General features: G+C 66.6%; 19 protein-coding genes. 13 read left to right on the top strand and 6 right to left on the bottom strand.

Features of this window, described 5'->3' with window-relative positions; translation table 11 throughout:
• The first annotated feature begins 168 nt into the window (after positions 1-168).
• From IBX22_RS10120 to IBX22_RS10095, 6 genes are read left to right on the top strand one after another with little or no spacing between them, the layout of a single operon-like run.
• The gene (locus IBX22_RS10120) at positions 169-954 is read left to right on the top strand and encodes an ABC transporter ATP-binding protein (protein WP_194815034.1); all 786 of its coding nucleotides are present in this window, start codon (positions 169-171) and stop codon (positions 952-954) included.
• Positions 951-1,748: an ABC transporter ATP-binding protein gene (locus tag IBX22_RS10115; protein ID WP_194815033.1), complete on the top strand. Its 798-nt coding sequence runs from the start codon at positions 951-953 to the stop codon at positions 1,746-1,748. The genes IBX22_RS10120 and IBX22_RS10115 overlap by 4 nt, the downstream gene beginning before the upstream one ends.
• The gene (locus IBX22_RS10110; RefSeq protein ID WP_194815032.1) at positions 1,745-2,977 is read left to right on the top strand and encodes an AMP-binding protein; all 1,233 of its coding nucleotides are present in this window, start codon (positions 1,745-1,747) and stop codon (positions 2,975-2,977) included. The genes IBX22_RS10115 and IBX22_RS10110 overlap by 4 nt, the downstream gene beginning before the upstream one ends.
• Positions 2,974-3,912: a branched-chain amino acid ABC transporter permease gene (locus IBX22_RS10105; protein WP_194815031.1), complete on the top strand. Its 939-nt coding sequence runs from the start codon at positions 2,974-2,976 to the stop codon at positions 3,910-3,912. The genes IBX22_RS10110 and IBX22_RS10105 overlap by 4 nt, the downstream gene beginning before the upstream one ends.
• Positions 3,909-5,087 carry a branched-chain amino acid ABC transporter permease gene (locus IBX22_RS10100; RefSeq protein ID WP_194815030.1) on the top strand — a complete coding sequence of 393 codons (1,179 nt, stop codon included), beginning with the start codon at positions 3,909-3,911 and terminating at the stop codon, positions 5,085-5,087. The genes IBX22_RS10105 and IBX22_RS10100 overlap by 4 nt, the downstream gene beginning before the upstream one ends.
• 27 nt (positions 5,088-5,114) lie before the next feature.
• A complete protein-coding gene (locus tag IBX22_RS10095; protein ID WP_194815029.1) occupies positions 5,115-6,419 on the top strand; it encodes an ABC transporter substrate-binding protein in 1,305 nt (434 codons plus the stop codon).
• On the opposite strand, the gene IBX22_RS10090 is transcribed toward IBX22_RS10095, so the two are convergent.
• The gene (locus IBX22_RS10090; RefSeq protein WP_194815028.1) at positions 6,388-7,047 is read right to left on the bottom strand and encodes a TetR family transcriptional regulator; all 660 of its coding nucleotides are present in this window, start codon (positions 7,045-7,047) and stop codon (positions 6,388-6,390) included. The genes IBX22_RS10095 and IBX22_RS10090 overlap by 32 nt on opposite strands.
• Positions 7,048-7,144: 97 nt before the next feature.
• On the opposite strand from IBX22_RS10090, the gene IBX22_RS10085 reads away from it, so the two are divergent.
• Complete coding sequence (locus IBX22_RS10085; RefSeq protein ID WP_194815027.1) at positions 7,145-7,540, top strand: nuclear transport factor 2 family protein; 396 nt, start codon at positions 7,145-7,147, stop codon at positions 7,538-7,540.
• 21 nt (positions 7,541-7,561) lie between these two features.
• Here the strand turns inward: IBX22_RS10085 and IBX22_RS10080 are convergent, their stop codons facing one another.
• The gene (locus IBX22_RS10080; RefSeq protein WP_228538278.1) at positions 7,562-8,830 is read right to left on the bottom strand and encodes an MFS transporter; all 1,269 of its coding nucleotides are present in this window, start codon (positions 8,828-8,830) and stop codon (positions 7,562-7,564) included.
• A gap of 317 nt (positions 8,831-9,147) precedes the next feature.
• On the opposite strand from IBX22_RS10080, the gene IBX22_RS10075 reads away from it, so the two are divergent.
• Positions 9,148-9,984: an alpha/beta fold hydrolase gene (locus IBX22_RS10075; protein ID WP_194815026.1), complete on the top strand. Its 837-nt coding sequence runs from the start codon at positions 9,148-9,150 to the stop codon at positions 9,982-9,984.
• 29 nt (positions 9,985-10,013) lie between these two features.
• Positions 10,014-10,916, top strand: a complete 903-nt coding sequence (locus IBX22_RS10070; RefSeq protein ID WP_194815025.1) for an alpha/beta fold hydrolase — start codon at positions 10,014-10,016, stop codon at positions 10,914-10,916.
• Between the two features lie 4 nt (positions 10,917-10,920).
• Here IBX22_RS10070 and IBX22_RS10065 read toward each other — a convergent pair whose 3' ends face one another.
• Positions 10,921-11,754 carry an SDR family oxidoreductase gene (locus IBX22_RS10065; protein ID WP_194815024.1) on the bottom strand — a complete coding sequence of 278 codons (834 nt, stop codon included), beginning with the start codon at positions 11,752-11,754 and terminating at the stop codon, positions 10,921-10,923.
• Positions 11,755-11,900: 146 nt separating this feature from the next.
• Here IBX22_RS10065 and IBX22_RS10060 point away from each other — a divergent pair, with 146 nt between their 5' ends.
• Positions 11,901-13,379 (top strand): DUF6882 domain-containing protein, encoded by a 1,479-nt coding sequence (locus IBX22_RS10060; protein ID WP_194815023.1) that lies wholly within the window; start codon positions 11,901-11,903, stop codon positions 13,377-13,379.
• On the opposite strand, the gene IBX22_RS10055 is transcribed toward IBX22_RS10060, so the two are convergent.
• On the bottom strand, positions 13,376-14,281 hold the full coding sequence (locus IBX22_RS10055; RefSeq protein ID WP_194815022.1) for a triacylglycerol lipase: 906 nt from the start codon (positions 14,279-14,281) through the stop codon (positions 13,376-13,378). The genes IBX22_RS10060 and IBX22_RS10055 overlap by 4 nt on opposite strands.
• 190 nt (positions 14,282-14,471) lie before the next feature.
• On the opposite strand from IBX22_RS10055, the gene IBX22_RS10050 reads away from it, so the two are divergent.
• Positions 14,472-15,347, top strand: coding sequence for a hypothetical protein (locus IBX22_RS10050; RefSeq protein WP_194815021.1), 876 nt, complete (start codon positions 14,472-14,474; stop codon positions 15,345-15,347).
• A 9-nt stretch (positions 15,348-15,356) separates the two neighbouring features.
• Here the strand turns inward: IBX22_RS10050 and IBX22_RS10045 are convergent, their stop codons facing one another.
• Complete coding sequence (locus IBX22_RS10045) at positions 15,357-16,028, bottom strand: response regulator (RefSeq protein WP_194815020.1); 672 nt, start codon at positions 16,026-16,028, stop codon at positions 15,357-15,359.
• Positions 16,025-17,584 (bottom strand): sensor histidine kinase, encoded by a 1,560-nt coding sequence (locus tag IBX22_RS10040; RefSeq protein WP_194815019.1) that lies wholly within the window; start codon positions 17,582-17,584, stop codon positions 16,025-16,027. The genes IBX22_RS10045 and IBX22_RS10040 overlap by 4 nt, the downstream gene beginning before the upstream one ends.
• A gap of 174 nt (positions 17,585-17,758) precedes the next feature.
• Here IBX22_RS10040 and IBX22_RS10035 point away from each other — a divergent pair, with 174 nt between their 5' ends.
• Together IBX22_RS10035 and IBX22_RS10030 are read left to right on the top strand one after the other, a co-directional pair.
• Complete coding sequence (locus IBX22_RS10035; protein ID WP_309234515.1) at positions 17,759-18,736, top strand: tripartite tricarboxylate transporter substrate-binding protein; 978 nt, start codon at positions 17,759-17,761, stop codon at positions 18,734-18,736.
• Entirely contained in the window at positions 18,733-19,308 is a 576-nt protein-coding gene (locus tag IBX22_RS10030) for a tripartite tricarboxylate transporter TctB family protein (RefSeq protein WP_194815018.1), read from the top strand. Before IBX22_RS10035 ends, IBX22_RS10030 begins: the two co-directional genes overlap by 4 nt.
• Position 19,309 lies beyond the last annotated feature (1 nt).

The following is a 19,309-nucleotide window of genomic DNA, read 5'->3' as shown; positions in this document are numbered from 1 at the left end:
CTGGGTTCATTCCCATTATTTCGGCGCGGTTCGGCCGCTCCCGGCCCGGTTTTGAGACGGCTCCGCCTCAGATCTAGCAAAACGGACATATCGCCGTTTCGTGACAGGTACTGTGCCGTCTCAACTGCGTAGGTGAGTGTGGCGCAGCGCACATTTAGGAGCGCCCGAGTGCTGGAAGTTCGGGACCTGCAGGTTGTCTACGAAGACGTGATTCTGGTGTGCCGCGGCGTCTCGCTCGAGGTCCCTGAGCAGGGCATTGTCGCGCTGCTGGGCGCGAACGGGGCGGGCAAGACCTCCACGCTGCGAGCCATCACCGGACTACTCGGCGTGCACCGCGGGCGCATCAGCGCCGGTTCGGTGGCCGTGGACGGCGCCGAGCTGACCTCCGCGAATCCTTCGCAAATCGTGGCGGCGGGTGTCGGGCAGGTGATGGAGGGCCGGCGGGTGTTCGCGGGGTTCACCGTCGAGGAGAACCTGCGCGCGGGTGCGCACACGCGCAAGCGCGCGACCGTCGCGGCGAGCCTCGAGCGGGTCTACGAGATGTTCCCGATCCTGGCCGATCGGCGTGAGCAGCGCGGTGGCCTGCTCTCCGGCGGGGAGCAGCAGATGCTCGCGATCGGGCGGGCGCTGATGGCGGAGCCGAAGTATCTGTTGCTCGACGAGCCGAGCCTCGGTTTGGCGCCGCGGGTGGTCGAGCAGATCCGCGATCTCATCGTGCGGATCAATGCCGAGGGAACCGGGGTGCTGTTGATCGAGCAGAACGCGGCGATGGCGTTGTCCATCGCGACGCACGGTTACGTGCTCGAACAGGGGCGGGTCGTGATGGACGGTCCGGCGGCCGAGTTGTCCGCCAACTCCGACATCCAGGAGTTCTACCTGGGACTCGGTGCGGAAGGCCAGGTTTCGCTGCGCGACCTCAAACACTACAAGCGGCGCAAGGGGTGGGCGGCATGACCGCGTTGCTCCAGGTCACCGACTTGAGTCTGAATTTCGGTGGTACGAAGGCACTTTCGGAAGTGTCGTTCGAGGTGGAGCCGGGTGAGCTGCTGGCGCTGATCGGGCCGAACGGTGCGGGTAAGACCTCGATCTTCAACTGTCTCAACGGGGTCTATCGCCCGCAGCGCGGCAGCATCGTTCTGAACGGCCAGGAGTTGACCGGCCGGACTCCGGACGCGATCGCCCGGCTCGGCGTCGCCCGAATGTTCCAGAACATCGAGCTTTTCGACAACCTGACGGTCCTGGACAACATCAAACTCGGACGACATCTGCAGCTCGGGTACGGCCCGGTGGCGGCGGCCCTGCGCCTGCCCAAGGCCCGGCAGGGCGAGCGCGCCGCCCGGCTCTTCGCCGAAGGACTGATCGAATTCCTGGAACTGCAGCAGGTACGCAATCAGCCGGTGGGTCTGCTGCCCTACGGCGTGAAGAAGCGGGTGGAGCTGGCCCGGGCATTGGCCATGGAGCCCCGGCTGTTGCTGCTGGACGAGCCGGTGGCGGGCATGAATGTGGAGGAGACCGCGGATATGGCGCGGTTCATCCTCGACGTCCGGGCCGACCTGGAGCTGGCGATGATCATGGTGGAGCACGACATGCGTCTGGTGATGGATCTGGCCGATCGAATCATGGTGCTGGACTTCGGTGCCCGGATCGCGCTCGGCGCACCTGCCGAGGTTCGGCACGATCCGGCTGTGCTCGCCGCCTACCTGGGTGGAGCCGCCGAAACTGCTGCGGACCAGGAGGTTACGCGGTGACGGCGGTATCGACGGTTACGTCGGAACGAGATTCGGCGCTGCACATGCAGGCAGCCCAGCGGGCGGCGCGGACGCCGAACACGGTGGCGGTGCGGGCCAAGAAGCTGGGCATCTGGCAGCAGACCTCCTGGGCCGAGCTGGACGGCGAACGACAGCTGATCGCGCACGGGCTCGCCGATCTCGGCGTCGGCGCGGGGGATCGGGTGGCGATCCTGGCGGGCAACCGGCCGGAGTGGGTGTATGCGGAATTGAGCGCGCTGTCGTTGCGGGCCGTCTTCGTCGGCGTGCACCCGGAGACCACCGGCACCGCGCTGGAGCAGATGCTCAACGATGCGGCGGTCCGCGTGCTGATCGCCGAGGATCAGGAGCAGGTCGACAAGGCGCTGGACACCGGGTGCCCGCGGTTGCGCTGGATCGTCCATCTGGAAGACCGTGGGATTAAGGACTATTCAGATCCGCGGCTGATCTCCTACACCGAGCTGCGGGAGCGGGGCGAGCGGCATCGGTCGGCCCATCCGGATCTGCCCGACGCGGAGCAGCTACCGGATGACGTTGTGGCGCTGGTCTTTCCACCCGGCATTGGTCTGGACGATCCGTCGCCCGCACAGCTGCGTGGCTCCGATATCGCCGCCGCGACGACTGCCTTGCGCGCGGCGATCCCGGGGCTCGGCCCCCACGACGTGGTCTTACCCGGATTGTCCCTCGCCGAGCCCGCCGAACGCGCGGTCACGGTGTGGGCGAGCGTGACCTGCGGTGCCGTCCTGCATTTCGCCGAGTCCTATGCCACGCTGGCCGCCGATCTGGCCGAGGTGCAGCCAACAGTGCGGCTGGCTCCGGCGGCGGGCTGGCAGCGCATCTTCAGCGGTATCGAGAACCGGATGTCCACGGCTTCGTGGTTCAAACGAGGTTGTTACCGGCTGACCGCGCAGACAGCGGATCGTATTGCCGCGCAGAGAAACCGGGGACCGCGCGCGCGGCTGATGTACGCGGCCGGCTACCTGGCGAGCGGGCGCGCCCTGCGCGACAAACTCGGACTCCGCAAGACCCGGGCCGCTTTCTGGAGCATCGCGATCCCGGGAACAGCGCTGCCGCACGACATTCCGCCCGATCCGGACACGGCGGCGTTCTTCCTCGGGCTGGGCGTGCCGATCACCCGCGTGCGGGCCGCTGTTCCGGCCGCCCGCACCGACGCATCCGACCCAACGGCGAATCCGGACACCACTGCATGAACGAACTCCTCCAATCCCTGATCCGCGGCGCCGGATTGGGCGGCATGTACGCGACGATCGCGGTCGGATTCGTGATCATCTTCCGGGCCACCGGAGTCCTGAACTTCGCGCAGCCCGTCTTCATGATCTTCGGCACGCTGTTCTCCTACTACCTGGTGGATTCGGCCGGGTTGCCGTTTCCGCTCGCGGCCCTCGCCGCCGTGGCCGCGGTCGCGGCGATCGCCACGGCGACCGAGCGAATCGCTATGCGCCCCATGGTCGGACGCCCGGCGTTCTCCGCCACGCTGGTGACGGTCGGGCTGTTTGCCGCCGGGCTCGTGCTGGTGCACAAGCTGTTCGGGGCCAAGGTGATCACCTCCGGGGATCCCTGGGGCCTGTCGAACTTTTGCCTGGGCGGGCACCGGCCCGCCGACAGCGTGGTCGCCGCCTGCGTCGACGGCGTGACGGTGAACTACACCGACATCTTCAAGGTGATCACCGCCGTCGCGGTGATCGCGGCGCTGGTGCTGTGGCTGGAGCGGTCCCGCTATGGGCTGGCCATGCGAGCCGCGGCGATGGATCAGGAAACCGCGATGGCGCAGGGCATCGATGTCGGCCGGGTGTTCTCGCTGTCCTGGGCGCTGGCCGGCGCGCTGGCGGCGGTCGGCGGGATTCTGCTCGGCACCGCGCCGGGCGGGGTGGAGGCGGCCGCGGTGCTGATCGCGTTGAAAGCGTTGCCCGCCATCATCATCGGTGGGCTGGATTCGATCACCGGGGCGCTGGCCGGCGCCATGATCGTCGGGCTGGCCGAGGCGTTGACCAAGACTTATCAGCCCGATATCGCGCCCTGGCTCGGCGCCAATTTCGACGTGGTCATGCCGTATGTGCTCATGTTCGCGGTGCTGCTGATCCGGCCGCACGGGCTGCTCGGCTCGAAAGAGGTGCAACGGGTATGACCGCGACGATTCCGACCTCGACGGAGAAGCGCTCTCGCATAGACGTTCCCCGTGCTGTGCGACGCGGCCGGCCCCGGCTCTACACGTCCTACGCGCGCGCCGAGAGCGCGTGGAACACCGCCGCCAAGGCGTGGTGGACCGGTGGGCTGATCGTATTGGCCCTCCTCGCGCCTTTTTTCGTTGCCAAGGACATCACGAACCTGCTGACCCTCGCAGCCATCTACGCGATCGGCGGCATCGGACTGAACATGCTGACCGGGTATGCGGGCCAGGTATCACTCGGTCACGCCTTCTTCGTCGGCGTAGGCGCTTACACCGCAGCGGTTTTCGGCGGTACCGGCACGAAAACGGTGTACGGGCTGGGCTGGGACATGGCGCTGTGGTTGCCGTTGACCGCGGCGATCCCCGCGGTCCTCGGATTGCTGGTGGCGCCACTGGCGGCACGCGTCCGCGGATTGTATTTGGCGACACTGACTCTCGGTCTGGTGATGATCGGCGAGCACGTGTTCAAGGAATGGCACTCGGTAACCGGTGGCGGCGGACTCGGCCGCGCGCCCGCCCCGCCCGTGCTGTTCGGCGCGGATCTGCGCAAGCCGGTGCGGGTCGCCGGAGTGCTGATCAACGAGCAGCGCGCGCTCTACCTCATCGCCCTCGTCCTGCTCGTCGTCATGGCGGTGCTGGCTCGAAACCTGATGTGTTCCAATGTCGGCCGGGCCTTCGCCGCCGTCCGGGACCGCGATGTCGCCGCCGAGATCATGGGAATTCGGCTGCAGCGCACCAAGACGCTGGCGTTCGTAGTTTCCTCCGCCTACGCCGGGGTGGCGGGCGGTCTGCTGTCGGTGGTGATCGGCCGGATCAGCCCGGAACGCTGGAATCTGCTGCTCTCAGTGGATTTCCTGGCGATTGTGCTGATCGGCGGCGCCGCGACCATTACCGGGTCGATCATCGGCGCCTGCTTCGTAGTGTTGCTGCCGCGGGTGCTGGAGGAATTCACCCACGCCGTGCCGGCCATCACCTCCGAGGGCGGACAGATCCTCGGGTTCACGCTCGACGAGTTGAAAACGATCCTGTTCGGCCTGCTGATCGCCGGGGTGATCGTACTCGAACCGAGGGGCATGTTCGGGCTGTGGCTGCGTATCCGCAACTACTTCCGTACCTGGCCGTTCTCCCACTGATCAGCAGTAGTGAAAGTAGGAAAGATTATGGGAGTCAGTAGAATTCGGCGCCTGGCCGTCGTGCCCGCCGTCGCCGCGCTGGTGCTGGCCGGGGCCTGCTCCAGCGCGGAGGACGAAGCCACCGGTGCGACCGGGCCCGGCGTCACCAGCGAACCCTGCCCGAACGCCGTCGACAAAGCCAAGGGCTGCATCTATCTCGGTGTGCTCTCCGACCTCGAGGGTGGACCGTTCGCCGCCCTCGGCCGCGACATCAACGACGGTCAGCTGGCGTTCTGGAAGAAGGTCAACGAGGCGGGCGGTATCGGCGGCAAATACGAGGTCGACATCGCCACCCATACCAAGAACACCTCCTACGATCCGCAGAAGCACGCCGAGGCCTATCAGCAGGTGGAGCCGAATGTGCTGGCCCTGTCGATGAGCCTGGGCACCATCCACACCCAGGCCGTGCTGGACCGCATGGACGCCGCCAACCTGGTGTCGGTCGCCGGAACCCTGTGGTCCGGTTGGCAATTCAAGAGCATCGACAAGGGGCTGTTGCTGGAGACCGGCTACTCCTACTGCTCCGAGGCGATCATGGGCCTGGATTGGCTGGCGCAGAACAAGTCCAAGCCGACCAAGCTCGTATCCGTCACCTACAAGGGCGATTACGGCGGCGACTACGCGACCGGCGCGAAGAAGTGGGCCGAGGCCAACGGGGTACAGGTCGCCAATCAGATCCAGACCGGACCGAACGCCGCCGTCGGCAACCAGGACGGCGCTGTCAGCCAGATCATCGCCGCCGCACCGGATGTCGTGATGCTCGCGACCGGCCCCGCGGAAGCCGGCGAGATCATCGGCAAGGCGGCTGCCGCCGGATACAAGGGCCGTTTCCTCGGCTCCGGGCCCACCTGGAACGGCGGCCTCCTGAAAAGCGCTGCCGCACCGGCGATCACAGCGCTGTACAACTCGACCTCGCCGGTAGACGGCTGGGACGGCACCAGCGAGGCCGCCAAAGCCGCCAAGGCCGCAGCCACCAAAGAGCCTGCCACCTGGGGCTTCAGCGCGGGCTGGGCCTTCTCATATCCGATGAAGGCCCTGCTGACCAAGGCGCAGGAAAACGGCAATCTGAACCGCAAGGGCCTCCGCGATACCGTCGACGGCCTCGAAGTCGACTTCCAAGGCGGCGCACCGAAATACACCTACGGCTCGGACAAGCCTGACCTCACCAAACAGCGCGCGATTATCGGCGCTCCCGACGCCGCCTCCCCGCTGGGCACAAAGACCCTGCTCACCGACTACCACGGCCCCAGCCAGGACAAGATCACCTTGAGCGAGCCCTGCGTGCAGCCATAGGTTTACCAGGAGCGGCGGGGCGTGCATGCCTCGCCGAACCGGCCCGGGCAATCGTGCCATCGAGGGTGGCCTGTAGTTGATCGCGCAACGCCTCGATGGTCATGGCCGGATCCACGAAAGCGAGCGTGCATACCCGGCGTAGTGAACGGTTGAGTTCGAGGGCTTGCGGGTCACTCAGCTCGGGGTGCGCGCGCTGCACCGTCTCCACCAACCCGACCAGCTCGGTGGTCAGGACCTCGTCCATGGCGGTGCGGAAGACACCCAGATCGAGCTCCAGAGCGGCGAGGGTCGACGGCTGGATGAAGTGCACCCCCGCCCACGCGAGGGTGTCCAGGCTCGCGGTCAGCAGCGCGGACGGGTCGGATTCGGCCAGCTCCGCGTGCTCGCGGCGGAAGTCCGCACACACCCGCTGCAGGTTTGCCGGATCGATGCCGAACAGCACCAGGCTGCGCTTGGACGGGAAATAATGGTAGAGCCCGCCCACCGACAGATGCGCCTGCCGGGCGGCCGAGGCCATCGTCAACTCACGGCAGTGACCGGGCTTCAGCTGCGACCGGATCGAACCGAAGATTTCCTGCTGCCGAGCCAACCGGTCCTCGGGCGGGCGGCCTGGTTTACCGAATCCCATGGCCATTTCCTCTCCGTATCTGCCCTGACTATGGCACTTGCCGGTCGGCTCCGGCGACGATCGAGACAACAACACACCGAGCTTCCGAGGAGCAGTCATGGACACCGCCGATCTCGACACCGTCGCCCAGCTGTACCGCGCCTTCGCCGAGCGAGACATTCCGGCCATCCTCGGCCGGTTCGACCCCGACATCGTCATCAACCAGTGCTCGCAACTGCCGTGGGGCGGCACGCACCGCGGCCGTGATGCGGCGGTCGACTTCTTTACCACGCTGCTCACCCACGTCGACAGCTCGGTGGAGCCGCAGCGGATGTTCTCCGCGGGCGACGCCGTGATCCAGGTCGGCCGCACAACGGGCAAGACCGTCGCCTCAGGCGCCGCGTTCGAGGTCGACGAGGTCCACGTCTGGCGCCTGCGCGACAACCGGGTCGTCGCCTTCGACATCTACGTCGATACTCCGGCGATGCTGACGGCCCTGGAATCGGATCGGTAACCGACGGTCCGGCCGAACAACTCACCGAACAGTATCTTCCGGAGCAGACCCCGTCGGCTGGCTACCGGCTTGGTGCCGGGTGAGGGTGCGGACGCTGGGGACGAGTAGCGCACCCGCCGTTGCCAATACGACCAGCGCGGCCAGGCCGGTGAGGGTGGTGGCGGAGCCGAACTCGGCGGAGAGGGGGCCGACGGCGATTTGGCCGAGGGGGATGGCGATGAATGTGCCGAGGACGTCGTAGGAGTAGACGCGGGCGAGGCGGTCCGGGGGGATGTTTTCCTGGACGGAGACGTCCCAGGCGACGCTGAATTGTTCGATAGTTATGCCGGCCAGGAAGTAGGCGGCGAGCAGGGGGATTAGTTCTGGGGCGTGGGCGAGGGTCAGTAGGGGGATGGCCTCGACCATGACCAGGATTGTGCCGAAGAGGAGAGCTCGGCGGGGTTGCCAGCGGCTGGCGAGGATGCCGCCGAGGAGGGCGCCGGCGGTTTGGGCGCCGAGCACGATGCCCCAGGCGAATCGGCCGATGGTGGAGTCCGCGATGGCGGGGCCGAGGACATGGGTGCCGCCGACCAGGGCCGCGTTGACGATCATGAAGGCCAGCACGATCGTCCACACCCAGGTGCGGGAGGCGAATTCGGTCCAGCCGGCGCGCAGTTCCGTCAGGGGCTTGGTCGGGGCGGACGGGGTGATTCGGGGGACGCGGACGCGGGCGTAGAAGAACGCCGCGGCGGCGAAGATCACGGCGGTCACCGCGATCGCCCAGCCGGGCCCGGCCAACGCGGCGAGCATGCCGCCGAGTGCTGCGCCGGTGATCATGGCGGCGTTGATGCCGACGCGGACGAGCGCGTTGGCTTGGCGAATCAGGTTGGGCGGCACGGTTTGCGGGGTGAGGGCCGCCGCAGCGGGGAAGGACATGGCTGCGACGGCGCCGTTGATGACGCTCAGCACTATCAGCAGTGGGATCGAGGCGAAGTCGAGCAGCACGGCCAGCGCCGTCGCGGCCTGGGAGATGGCCGCGGCGAGGCTCGCGCCCTGCAGGATTATCCCGCGCGGTAGTCGGTCGGCCAGCACACCGCCCATCAAGATGAGGACGACGTTGGCGATCGATCGGGCACCGACGACCAGGCCGAGTGCGGAGACCGATCCGGTGAGATCGAGGACGGCGAAGGCGAGCGCCACGGGTGCGATGGCATTGCCGATGAAGGTGGTGACGCGGCCGATGGCCAGGCGGCGGAACATCGGCTCGCGCAGCGGGGCAAGCATTCCGGGCTCTCGTGCACGTATCGCCATCGCAACAACCGTTCGATCCCGCCGAGGGTGACAGGCGCCCCCCGATCACCAGAACCACCCTACCGGCCGATTCGTCTCGCTACATCGAATGGTTGAGCCGGGCTACATGATTGGTTGCCGGTTTGTGGCTTGTTGCGCCGTTGCTGACGGCCGAAGATTCAGGAGAACACCACAGCGTGCAATGACTCTGTCGCTGAACGCAATTCGACCCGATCTGTGTGTGGCACGCCTCACAGGACGGGTCCGATCAAATCCGGATCGCGCGCTCGTCTACATGAGAGCAAGCGTCGAATTCCCTGCCACGAAAGGCTTTACTGATGGAAACTGTGACCACGAGCTCGGGAATCGAGATCGCGTTCGATCGCATTGCCGGTGGCGATTCCGGAACCGTGATCCTGATCGGTGGCGCGTTCAGTTACCGCAGGTTCCCGAAACTCGTTGCACTGTCGGAGAAATTGGCGGAGGAATACCGCCTGACAGTCATCAATTACGACCGGCGTGGTCGCGGTGACAGCACCGACTCGCCCGGCGTGTACAACGTCGACAACGAGATCGACGACCTCGCCGCGCTGGTCGAGGCGGCCGGCGGCCGGGCGGCGTTGTTCGGCTGGTCGTCGGGAGCGGGGCTGGCGCTGCGGGCCGCGGCCTCGGGACGGGTGCCGGGCATCACCAAGGTGGTCGCCTTCGAACCGCCGTTCGTGGTGGACCACGAGAACTTCGTGCCGCCCGCCGGCCTGGCCGAGAAACTGCACGCCCTGATCGCCGCGGACAAGCGGGCCGAGGTGGTGCGGTTCTATATGACGAACGGCATGGGTATGCCGCGAATCCTCGGCCGCCTCATGCCGTTCACGCCGATGTGGAAGAACCTGCTCGCCACCGCTCCGGCCGCCGCGCACGATTGGGCGATCATGGGCGAGTTCATGCGCGGCGAGCCGTTGCGCCCCGCCGATTGGGCGGGTGTCGAGGTTCCGACGCTGGTCATTTCCGGCGCGAAGAGCAATGCCCTGTTGCGTACGGCAGCCCGCGCTATCACCAAGGTGCTGCCCAACGCCCGGCACCAGGAACTGGCGAAGCTGAGCCACAACCCCGATGTCGACATCCTCGCGCCGGTCGCGGGCGAATTCCTCGCCGCCGCGGACCGCCCGGTGGCCTGAATCATAACTCGGAATAGAGAAACGAAGCCATGAACATCCGTACCAAGGCGCTCGCATCCATTGCCGCGCTTGCGCTTTCCACGTTGCTTGTCACCGCTTGCGAATCCTCGAATGAAACCGCCGGTAACACTCCCTCCTCGGAAACCCGGAAAGCCGACACGCCCAGCGCGGACGGCAAGGGTTTCTATGCAGAGATCGGTGGCGCCCGGCAGTACTACGAAATCCACGGCACCGGGCAGCCATTGATTCTGCTGCATGGTGGACTCACCGACGGCAGTTCCACTTTCGGCGCGCTCATTCCCGAGCTGGCCAAATCCCGCAAAGTGATCGCGGTGGATTTGCAGGCCCACGGCCACACTCCCGATCGCGACCGCCCACTGAGCTATGCGGGCTTGGCTGACGATATCTCCGCACTCATTACCCACTTGAACCTCGGAAAGGCCGACCTACTCGGCTATTCCCTGGGCGGCGGCGTGGCCCTGCAGGTGGCGGCCCGCACGCCGGACCTGGTGAATCGGCTCGGCATCGTCTCGGCCCCGTACCGCTCCGACGGGTGGCTGCCCGAAACCCGCGCCGGCATGGCGGCCATGGACCCCGAGGCCATGCGCCAAACCCCCATCTTCCAGCTCTACAGCAGCGTCGCGCCCGACCCTGCCGGATGGACCGCACTGGTCACCAAGACCAGGCAGCTACTCACCGAAAACTATGACTGGACACCGCAATTGGCCCAGGTGCAGGCCCCGGCCCTACTGCTGACCGCCGAATCCGATGCCCTGTCCCGAGAGCACGCCACCGATCTCGTAGCCCGACTGTCGAAATCGGGCGCGCAACTCGAAATCGTGCCCGGTACAACCCATTACGACATCATGTACCGAGCCGACCTCCTCTTTCCCCTCCTCACCCGGTTCCTCGAGACCCCCGCCAATCGGTAGCCACTCACCGGAAGGCCGGCGCGTTCTCTTGGGCCCAGAGGTGGAAGGGGCGGGCGGGCGTGCCGGTGAGATGGGGGACGGTGTCGCGGACTTGCAGTAGCTCGTCGTTGAGGTCGCCGCCGGTTACGTCGAGTACGGCGTCGACCGAGGCCGGGCCGAAGAAGGGGAGCATGTCCGCGCGGGCCGCTTCGGGGCTGATTTCGGCGAACTCGATGTTCCGGTGCAGGGCGGTGGCGATGGCTGCCGCCTGTTGGCGGGGCGTGATGCGTTCGGGGCCGGTCAGAGCATAGGTTCGGCCACGATGGCCGGGCTCGGTGAGGGTGACTCGCGCCACTGCGGCGATGTCGGCTGGGTGGATGGTGGGGAGCCCGGTGTCGGCGTAGGGCACGCGGACCGGGCGGTGTTCCCGGATCGCCTCGGCCCACAGCAGCGTGTTCGACGCGAACTGCGTGGGGCGCAGGATGGTCCAGTCCATGCCGCTCGCCTTGAGTTCCATTTCGACAGTGGACTTTTCGGCTGCGGGGAGCAGGTGGGGGTGGGTCTGGACGGTGATCGAGGAGACCAGCACCACGTGCTCGACACCGGCTCGGCGGGCGGTGTCGATGATGTCGGCATCCGGGCCGAGGCCGGATACCAGCAACATCGAGCGCACTCCGTCCAGCGCTCGTCGCAACGAGGTGCTGTCGGCCAGGTCAGCGCTGGCTGCCTCGACGCCGCCGGGGAACGTGGTCCGGGCGGCGTCGCGAGTGAGAGCGCGCAGCGGGCCGGCGTTGGACGCGTGCAACTCCTGCAGTAGGGGGCGTCCGATATTGCCGGTGGCACCTGTGACGAGCAGCATGAGCGTTCTCCTGTCCACGATTACAACTGCGGAGAACGCTAAGACCTCAACTTAACTCGAGATCAAGAGTTGTTGTGCTGCTCACAGCTCGGGCCGGGAAAGTTTGGGGCGCAAGCGGTTCCGGCGGTCCTGGTAGGGTCCGCCTCGTGGACACGTTCAGTGATGCGTTGTTGTCCTTTGCACGGGGGTATCTGGGCGGGGCGATCGAACAGTATTCGGCTTTTCAAGAGCAGGTGCCGAGCGGGCGGATGCGGATGGAGCATGCGACCGGCACGGCGTGGATCGGGGATCGGGCGCTGCGCCGGTCCGGGGAATTGGGGACCTTCGCCGAGGACCTGACGTTCATGTGGGCGTGGGCCAAGCCCGATCTGGCGGGGCTGCCGGGCGTCGAGCATGCGCATCGGTTGCGGGAAATCGGTGTGCAGCAGGGGATTCTGGAGTTCGCTGAAGGACTGTTGGATTTCGGAGGCTTCCCGGACCCGAAGCTCGCCGCCGATCACCTATCGCTGATCGCGCTGGGCGTGTTGCGGGCGCGCGGGTCGATGAAGTTCAACCACGGTGGTCGTGCGTACGCCTACCTCGTCACCGACGACGAGGAAATAACCTGTGCCGCAACAGATCCAGCGCGGGTCGGTGAGTATCTGCGGATCGCGGCGTTGCTGCTACCGGGCGATGGCACCCGTGATGTGCTCACCGGGTACGCGCGCTGGCACGGGCTGACCACCCGGCCGACTCCCGACGGGATGGAACTGATGCTGCCTGGCGGTCATCGGTTGATCGCCCGAATCGATCTGCGGGACAACATCATCGAGGCGTCGATGGTCGATCCGGAAGGTGCGTCGTATGCGCCCGAGGCGGCGGTGCGGCAGCAGGCTCAACGGGTGGCTCCGTTCGTCCCCGACGGTCTGCTCGCCGAACTCGCGCCTGCGGTCGCGATCACGATGGGGCTGAAGGGCGGGCTGCTCGATTTCGCGGAGGGGTTGCGCGAGCTGGAGCGCCCGACGTCCATCTGGGATCCCGCGCAGGGACGGTTCGGCGTCGCCGAACTTCCCGAGCTGTCGATAGCCGCGGCGGAAATCGGGCGGTACGACCGTGCTGCCCAGCGCTGGGACTGGGCCGAAAATGATTGGGCGGGAAGCCAGGCCGTGCGGCATCTCGCGCGCGAGCACGGTGCGGACCACCTCGCAGCGGCCGCAGTGGACCTGACGCGCATCGCACCGCACGGGGAGAACGCCATCGATGTGCTGTCCGCGGCCGCGGTCCAACTGGGTGGCGCGGTGGGCTGGGCTTTCGTCCCGGATGGTGCGGGTTACCGCATCCTCGCGCTGACCGATGAGCGCATCACCGCGCCCGGCACGGATCCGGATCTGGCTTGTGCTGTATTCGACGCCGCCGCGAATCTCCTGCACCCTCTTACCGATCCGGAGAATCGTTATCGCACTATGCGGGAGCTGGTGGTCGGATATTTCCGCCGGTACGGCATTCCCACGATCTATGTCGGTGAGCCGCAACTGCTGATGGGGCATTTCGGGCTGTACGAGGTACGGGTCGAGTTCGGCGTCGACGGGGCGGTGAGCCGCACCGGCTTCGGCATGATCGGTGGCGCGCTGACGATGAATCCCTAACTGATACTCGGGCAAGGGGTTCCGGCGAAGGGCAGGTCCAGCGCCTCGTGCACAAGATAGGAGACCGCAGGGGAGTCGGGCAGGATCCCGTGGTGGAAAGTGTCTGTGGGACAGACATCTTGGACCCACACGTTGTCGACTGTGGCCCCAGGCCCGGCTTGTAGAAACGTGGCCTCCGGTGGCGTGACGACATGATCCATCCGGGTGGCGATGGCGGTGTATTCGATCCCGGGCTCGGTATCGCCCGCCGCGTTAAGTCGGCGCAGGAACTCGCTACCCGCCAACTGCTGTGCGGCAGCGGTTCCCAGCATCTTCGCGATCACCGTGTCCGACGTGGCCGACGCGCTGCCGCTGGGCAGCAGCTGGCCCAGCCCGTCCGCCGTAGTGCCGTGATGGGTGGCGGCAAGCGTGACCAGCCGCCGAACCTCGGGACCGAGTTCCGCCCCACCCTCGAACCGCAGATACTGCCGCACCAGCGGCCCGCCCTGCGAGTGCGCCACGACATCGACCCGTCTGGCGCCGGTCGCCTTCCGCACCCGTCCCACGAACGCCGCGATCTCCTTGGCGGACGACCGAATATCGGCGGTGCCGTACACCCCTGGCTCAGAACCCCTGACGCTGAACATCTTCTGCCCGTAGTTCAGCGAAAAAACGCACACCCCAGCCTGTTTCAACTGCGGTGCCAATCCCGCCCAGGCTCTCTGATTCCCCCACGTCCCGTGCACGAGCAGCACCGGCTCCGGATGCTCTGCCGTCGGCACGCACCCCCAATCGTTCGCGCCCGGCGGTGCGGCGGCCCAGTCGTCTGTCACCTCCGCGTGCGCGGGTCCGGCGACAAGAACTCCCGCCACGGCTACCGCCGCACCAAGTCTTGCCCACCGACGTAGCTCCCATACCGCCATCCGGCACAGCTCCTTTCGCTCGCACAGTGCTCCGCGAATTCGGCCGCCAGTCCATCCATCAGGTGTTGCGGCCCATAAAAGCACCGACGTGAACAGTCACCAAACGCCGCGCCGGGCCGGCGCGGAACTGTCTTCAAAAATGGCCTGTGAGCTGGTCGAATTGTCGGTCGGCGGGTCTAGCGTTCGCGTCGTGCCCTCCAACAATCACGAGATGCCGCTGGAGCTGTTCCGCGAAAGACCCGAGCTGGGCCCGAAACTGGCCCGCGACCTGCTCGGCCTACCCGTGCCGGATGAGCTGTGCTGGCGGTTGGGCCCGGAGACGGTGACGTTGCTGGGGCCGATGGAGTTGCACCTGGATGTATCGCTGGTCGGAGAGCATGCGGAACGACCGAAGTACGCGGTCATCCACGAAGTCCAGAACACCTGCACCCGCGACGATCGCGAGCGGATCGCGGAGAGCTGGCCCGAGTACGTCACCAATCTGCGCAAACGATTCCACTGCCCCGCAGTGCTGCTGGCCTATTGCCCGGACCAGGAGACAGCGGCGAAGGTCGGCAGATCCGTCGACACCGGCCACCCGGGATTCGTCTTCACCCCAGTGACGTACTGGCCGGGCAAATTACCCCCGGTCACAGACCCTGAATCTGCACGTCGATGGCCTGAATTGGTCCTCCTGGCGGTGCCGGGACATGTGGACGACACGCACCGGCGGCGAGTACTCGAGATGGTTCCGGAGGCCATCGGGGCCTTCGGCGAAGAACGCGGATTCATCTACTATGACTATGTCCGAAAGCGTCTGCCGGAGGCAGCGCGCTTGGAGCTGGAGGAGATCATGGCGCTCTCTGCTGAAACCTACAAATGGGAAAGCGACTTCGCTCTGCGCCACCAGGGCATCGGGCGAGCTGAAGGTAAGGCCTCAGCGGTGGTGGAGGTCTTGGAGGACCGAGGCATCGAAGTCGACGAGGCGACCCGCGAGCGAGTGCTGACCTGCTCGGATTTGAGCCAGTTGTCCTACTGGCTGAGCCGCGCCCTCACGGTGTCTTCCGCCTCCGAGCTGTTCGACTGATCTCCGTTATCAAGCGCCAACCCAGCGGTAGCGCCGCTCCGGCCGCCCGGTTCCGCCGTAGCGCAACCGCACTTCCGCGCTGCCGGTTTCGGCGAAATGCTCCAGGTACCGTCGCGCGCTGACGCGGGAGAGTGCAGTGGCGTCGGCGCATTCCTGGGCGGAGAGGTCGGAATCGGTTGTGCGCAGGACGGTTTCGACAAGGTGGGCGGTTTGGGCAGTGAGGCCTTTGGGGAGGGTTAGGGCGCTTCGGGGGCGGCCGGCGAAGACTTGGTCGACGTCGGATTGGGCGGCGTGGGAGATTTCGCCGAGCTTGGTGTGCAGGGCGGCGAAGTGCTGGAGCTGGTCGTAGAGGGCGCCGTAGGTGAAGGGTTTGATGAGGTAGTGCAGGACGCCGCCGCGCATCGCGGTGCGGATGGTGTTGACGTCATCGGCGGCGCTGATGACGATCACGTCGGTGGCCTCGGCGGTTTCGCGGATGCCGCGCAGGACGGTGAGGCCGTCCAGGTCCGGGAGGTAGATGTCGAGCAGGACCAGATCGGGTTGCAGGTCGCCGATCAGGCGGAGGGCTTCGGCGCCGGTGCGGGCGACGCCGGCGACGGTGAAACCCGCTGTTTTGCTGACGTATCCGCTGTGCACCTTGGCGACCATGAAGTCATCGTCGACGACCAGGACGCGGATCATGCGGTGACCTCCATGGGCAGGGTCGCGGTGAAGACCGCGCCGTCGGCGTTGTGCACCGAAACGGTGCCGCCACGCCGGACGCAGGCCTGCCGGGTGATGGCCAGGCCGAGTCCGCGCTGACCGCCCGCGGCGGCCTTGGTGGTGAAGCCGTGGCGGAAGACCTCGCGCGCGAGTTCGGGGGCGACGCCGGGGCCGGAGTCCCGGACCACCACGTGCACGGCGCGATCCAGCACCCGCAGGTCGACTTCGATCCAGCCGGGACCGGACAGCGCGTCGAGGGCGTTGTCGACCAGATTCCCGACCACGGTGACGATGTCGCCGGACAGCCCGGCATCCACCTCGGACAACGAGCTGGTAGCCGAAAGCCGTAGCCCCACACCCTGTTCGGCGGCCAGACTCGACTTCGCGATGAGCAGCGCCGCTACCGCGGGATCGGCGATCCGCGCGGTCACTTCGGCTTGCCACTGATCACGATTGGCACTGACTCGCGTGATGTAGCGGGAAACCTCGTCGTACTCCCCGAGTTCGATCAGCCCGGCAATTGTGTGCAGCCGGTTGCTGAACTCGTGCGTCTGGGCGCGCAAAGTGTCCGCGGTATTGCGGTTTTCGGTGAGCTGATCCTGCAACCGCACCAGCTCGGTCCGGTCCCGCAGCGTCACCACCGCTCCCAGCGTGCGCTGATCCCACTGGATCAGAGTCCGGTTCATCACCAGCACTTTGCCGCGGCGCAGCCCGATCAGGTTGGTGCCCTCGGCTTTCCCGGTGAACACGTCGAGCAGACGTTCGTTCAGTCCGAGCTCGTAGACGCTGTGCCCGACCACATCGCCCAGTGTCAGTAGATCTTTGGCTTGATCATTGACCAGGGTGACCCGATGCTGCTGGTCCAAGCCGACCACACCTTCGTGGACGCCGTGCAACATCGCCTCGCGATGTTCGACGAGTCCCGCGATCTCGGCCGGTTCCAACCCGAACGTCTGCCGCTTCACCCACCAGGACAGCGACAGCGATCCGGCGACGCCGACCGCGGTGGCGATCCCGAGCAGGCTGAGCAGCCCGGGGAAGGATTCGGTGAGGATCTGCCAGATCGCGGGCTGTTCCTTCTTCGCCGCGACATAGCCGACGACCTGATGATCGCCCTGCCCGATCACCGGCACGTGCGCGACCACCGCGTCGTCGATCTCGCCGACCCAGGCCCGGCCCTCGCCGACCGTGGAGTCGGCCAGCCGCAGCGGTTTGTTGATCTCCGAAGGGTCCTGGGAGGTGAGCACTTTGCCGTCGGCCCGGGCGATGACGACCTCGTCCGCACCGGAGGCGACCTGTGCGGCTGTCGCGAACGGGGCCAGCAGCAAATGTTGTTTCGGATCGGCCAGCAACACCCGCAAGCTCGGGTTGGCGGCGACGTCCTCGGCGATGCCGAGCATGCGCCGTGACTCGGTGTTGCGGAACGTCTCGCTCACTTGCGCGACCACCACCGCGGCGACCGCGGCGAGCAGCACCAGCACGATCAGCAACTGCAGGGCAAGCAATTGCCGTGCCAGTGAGCCCTTCTTGCCCACGCCTACCTCCTGTGAAACTTGCCCGCAGCCAGTGTCGCCGCTACCCCGCTGAAATGGGTCATGTTCGGCGTGAACACTATGACCACAACAAACGTTGTGGACGCAAAGCAGACAGGACCACGTGCGCCAGCTCACAATTCCTCCCAGCTCAACGATGAGAGATGAGGATCTCCAGTGAAAACTCGGAAGTTGCTGACCGCGTTCGTCGGTGTCTTCGCGGCCGTCGCCCTGACCGCCTGCAATGGCGCGAGCGGCTCGGCCGACAAGTTGTCCGGCGTCCGGATCATGGTCCCGAACTCGCCCGGCGGCGGCTACGACATCACCGCCCGTACTTCGGCGAAGGTCATGGAGGACGCCGGCGTCGCCCGCTCGGTGGAGGTCTTCAACCTGCCCGGCGCCGGCGGCACGGTGGGCCTGGGCCGGCTGGTCGGGGAGAAGGGCAACGGCAAACTGGTCATGCAGATGGGCCTGGGCGTCGTGGGCAGCGTCTACACGAACAAGTCGCCGTCCAAGCTGACCGACACCACGCCGATCGCCCGGCTCATCGACGAGCCCGACATCATCGTCGTCTCCAAGAACTCCAAGTACACCTCCATCGACCAGTTGGTCGCGGACTGGAAGGCGAACCCGGGCGCGGTCCCGGTCGGCGGCGGTTCCTCGCCCGGCGGTCCGGATCACCTGGCCCCGATGCTGGTGGCCAAGGCCATCGGCATCGAACCGAAGGCGGTCAACTACGTCCCCTTCGACGGCGGCGGCGAGCTGCTGGCCTCGGTGCTCGGCAACAAGATCGCGTTCGGCGTTTCGGGTGTCGGTGAATACCTGGACCAGATCCAGGCCGGTGAACTGCGCGTACTCGCGGTGACCGGACCCAAGCGCATCGACGGCGTGACCGCGCCGACCTTGAAAGAGGCCGGTATCAATGTGGAATTCACCAACTGGCGTGGCGTGGTCGCACCGCCCGGCATCAGCGACGAACAGCGCAAGGCCCTGATCGACGCGTACACCAAGATGCACGAGTCCGCGGAATGGAAGGAAGCGGTCCGCACCAACGGCTGGGGCGAGGCGTTCCTGTCCGGCGCGGAGTTCGGCACCTTCATCCAGCAGCAGACCGACCAGTGCGGCGCCGTGCTGAAGGATCTGGGGCTGGCATGACTTCGGCAGCCCCGGAGCCCGGCGACTCGGAGACGAGCGCCGGGCCGGAGCACCGCGTCCCGGAATCGCGCACCGGTGTGGCCGGCTGGTTCCAGGACCGCTCCGAATTGGTGGTCTCGGTATTGCTCGCCGGTGCGGGCGCCGTGGTGATCGTCGACGCCATGCGGATGTCGACCAGCTTCACCCAGCGCGGCCCCGTCGGGCCGAAGGCGATGCCGCTGGTGGTCGGCGCGTTGCTGGTGCTCGTCGCCGTCGCACTGGCCTTCGATGTGCTGCGCGGTGGCCGCGGTGAAGCCGAAGGCGGCGAGGACGTCGACCTGTCCACGCCGCCCGAATGGCGGACCGTCGCCCTGCTGATCGGGGTGTTCGTCGCGAACATCGTGCTGATCGACATCGTCGGGTTCCCGATCGCGGGCACGCTCCTGTTCTGGGGCGCGGCATTCGCGCTGGGCAGCAGGCACTTGGTGCGCGACCCGCTGATCGCGGTGGCGCTGGCCCTGGTGACCTACGTGGTGTTCGGCGAATTGCTGGGCGTCACGTTGCCCGGGGGACCGTTGGAAGGAATTCTCTGAG

This window comes from Nocardia sp. XZ_19_385, from assembly GCF_015355755.1.
Classification (GTDB): domain Bacteria; phylum Actinomycetota; class Actinomycetes; order Mycobacteriales; family Mycobacteriaceae; genus Nocardia.
This window is presented reverse-complemented; position numbering and strand designations above follow the sequence as displayed.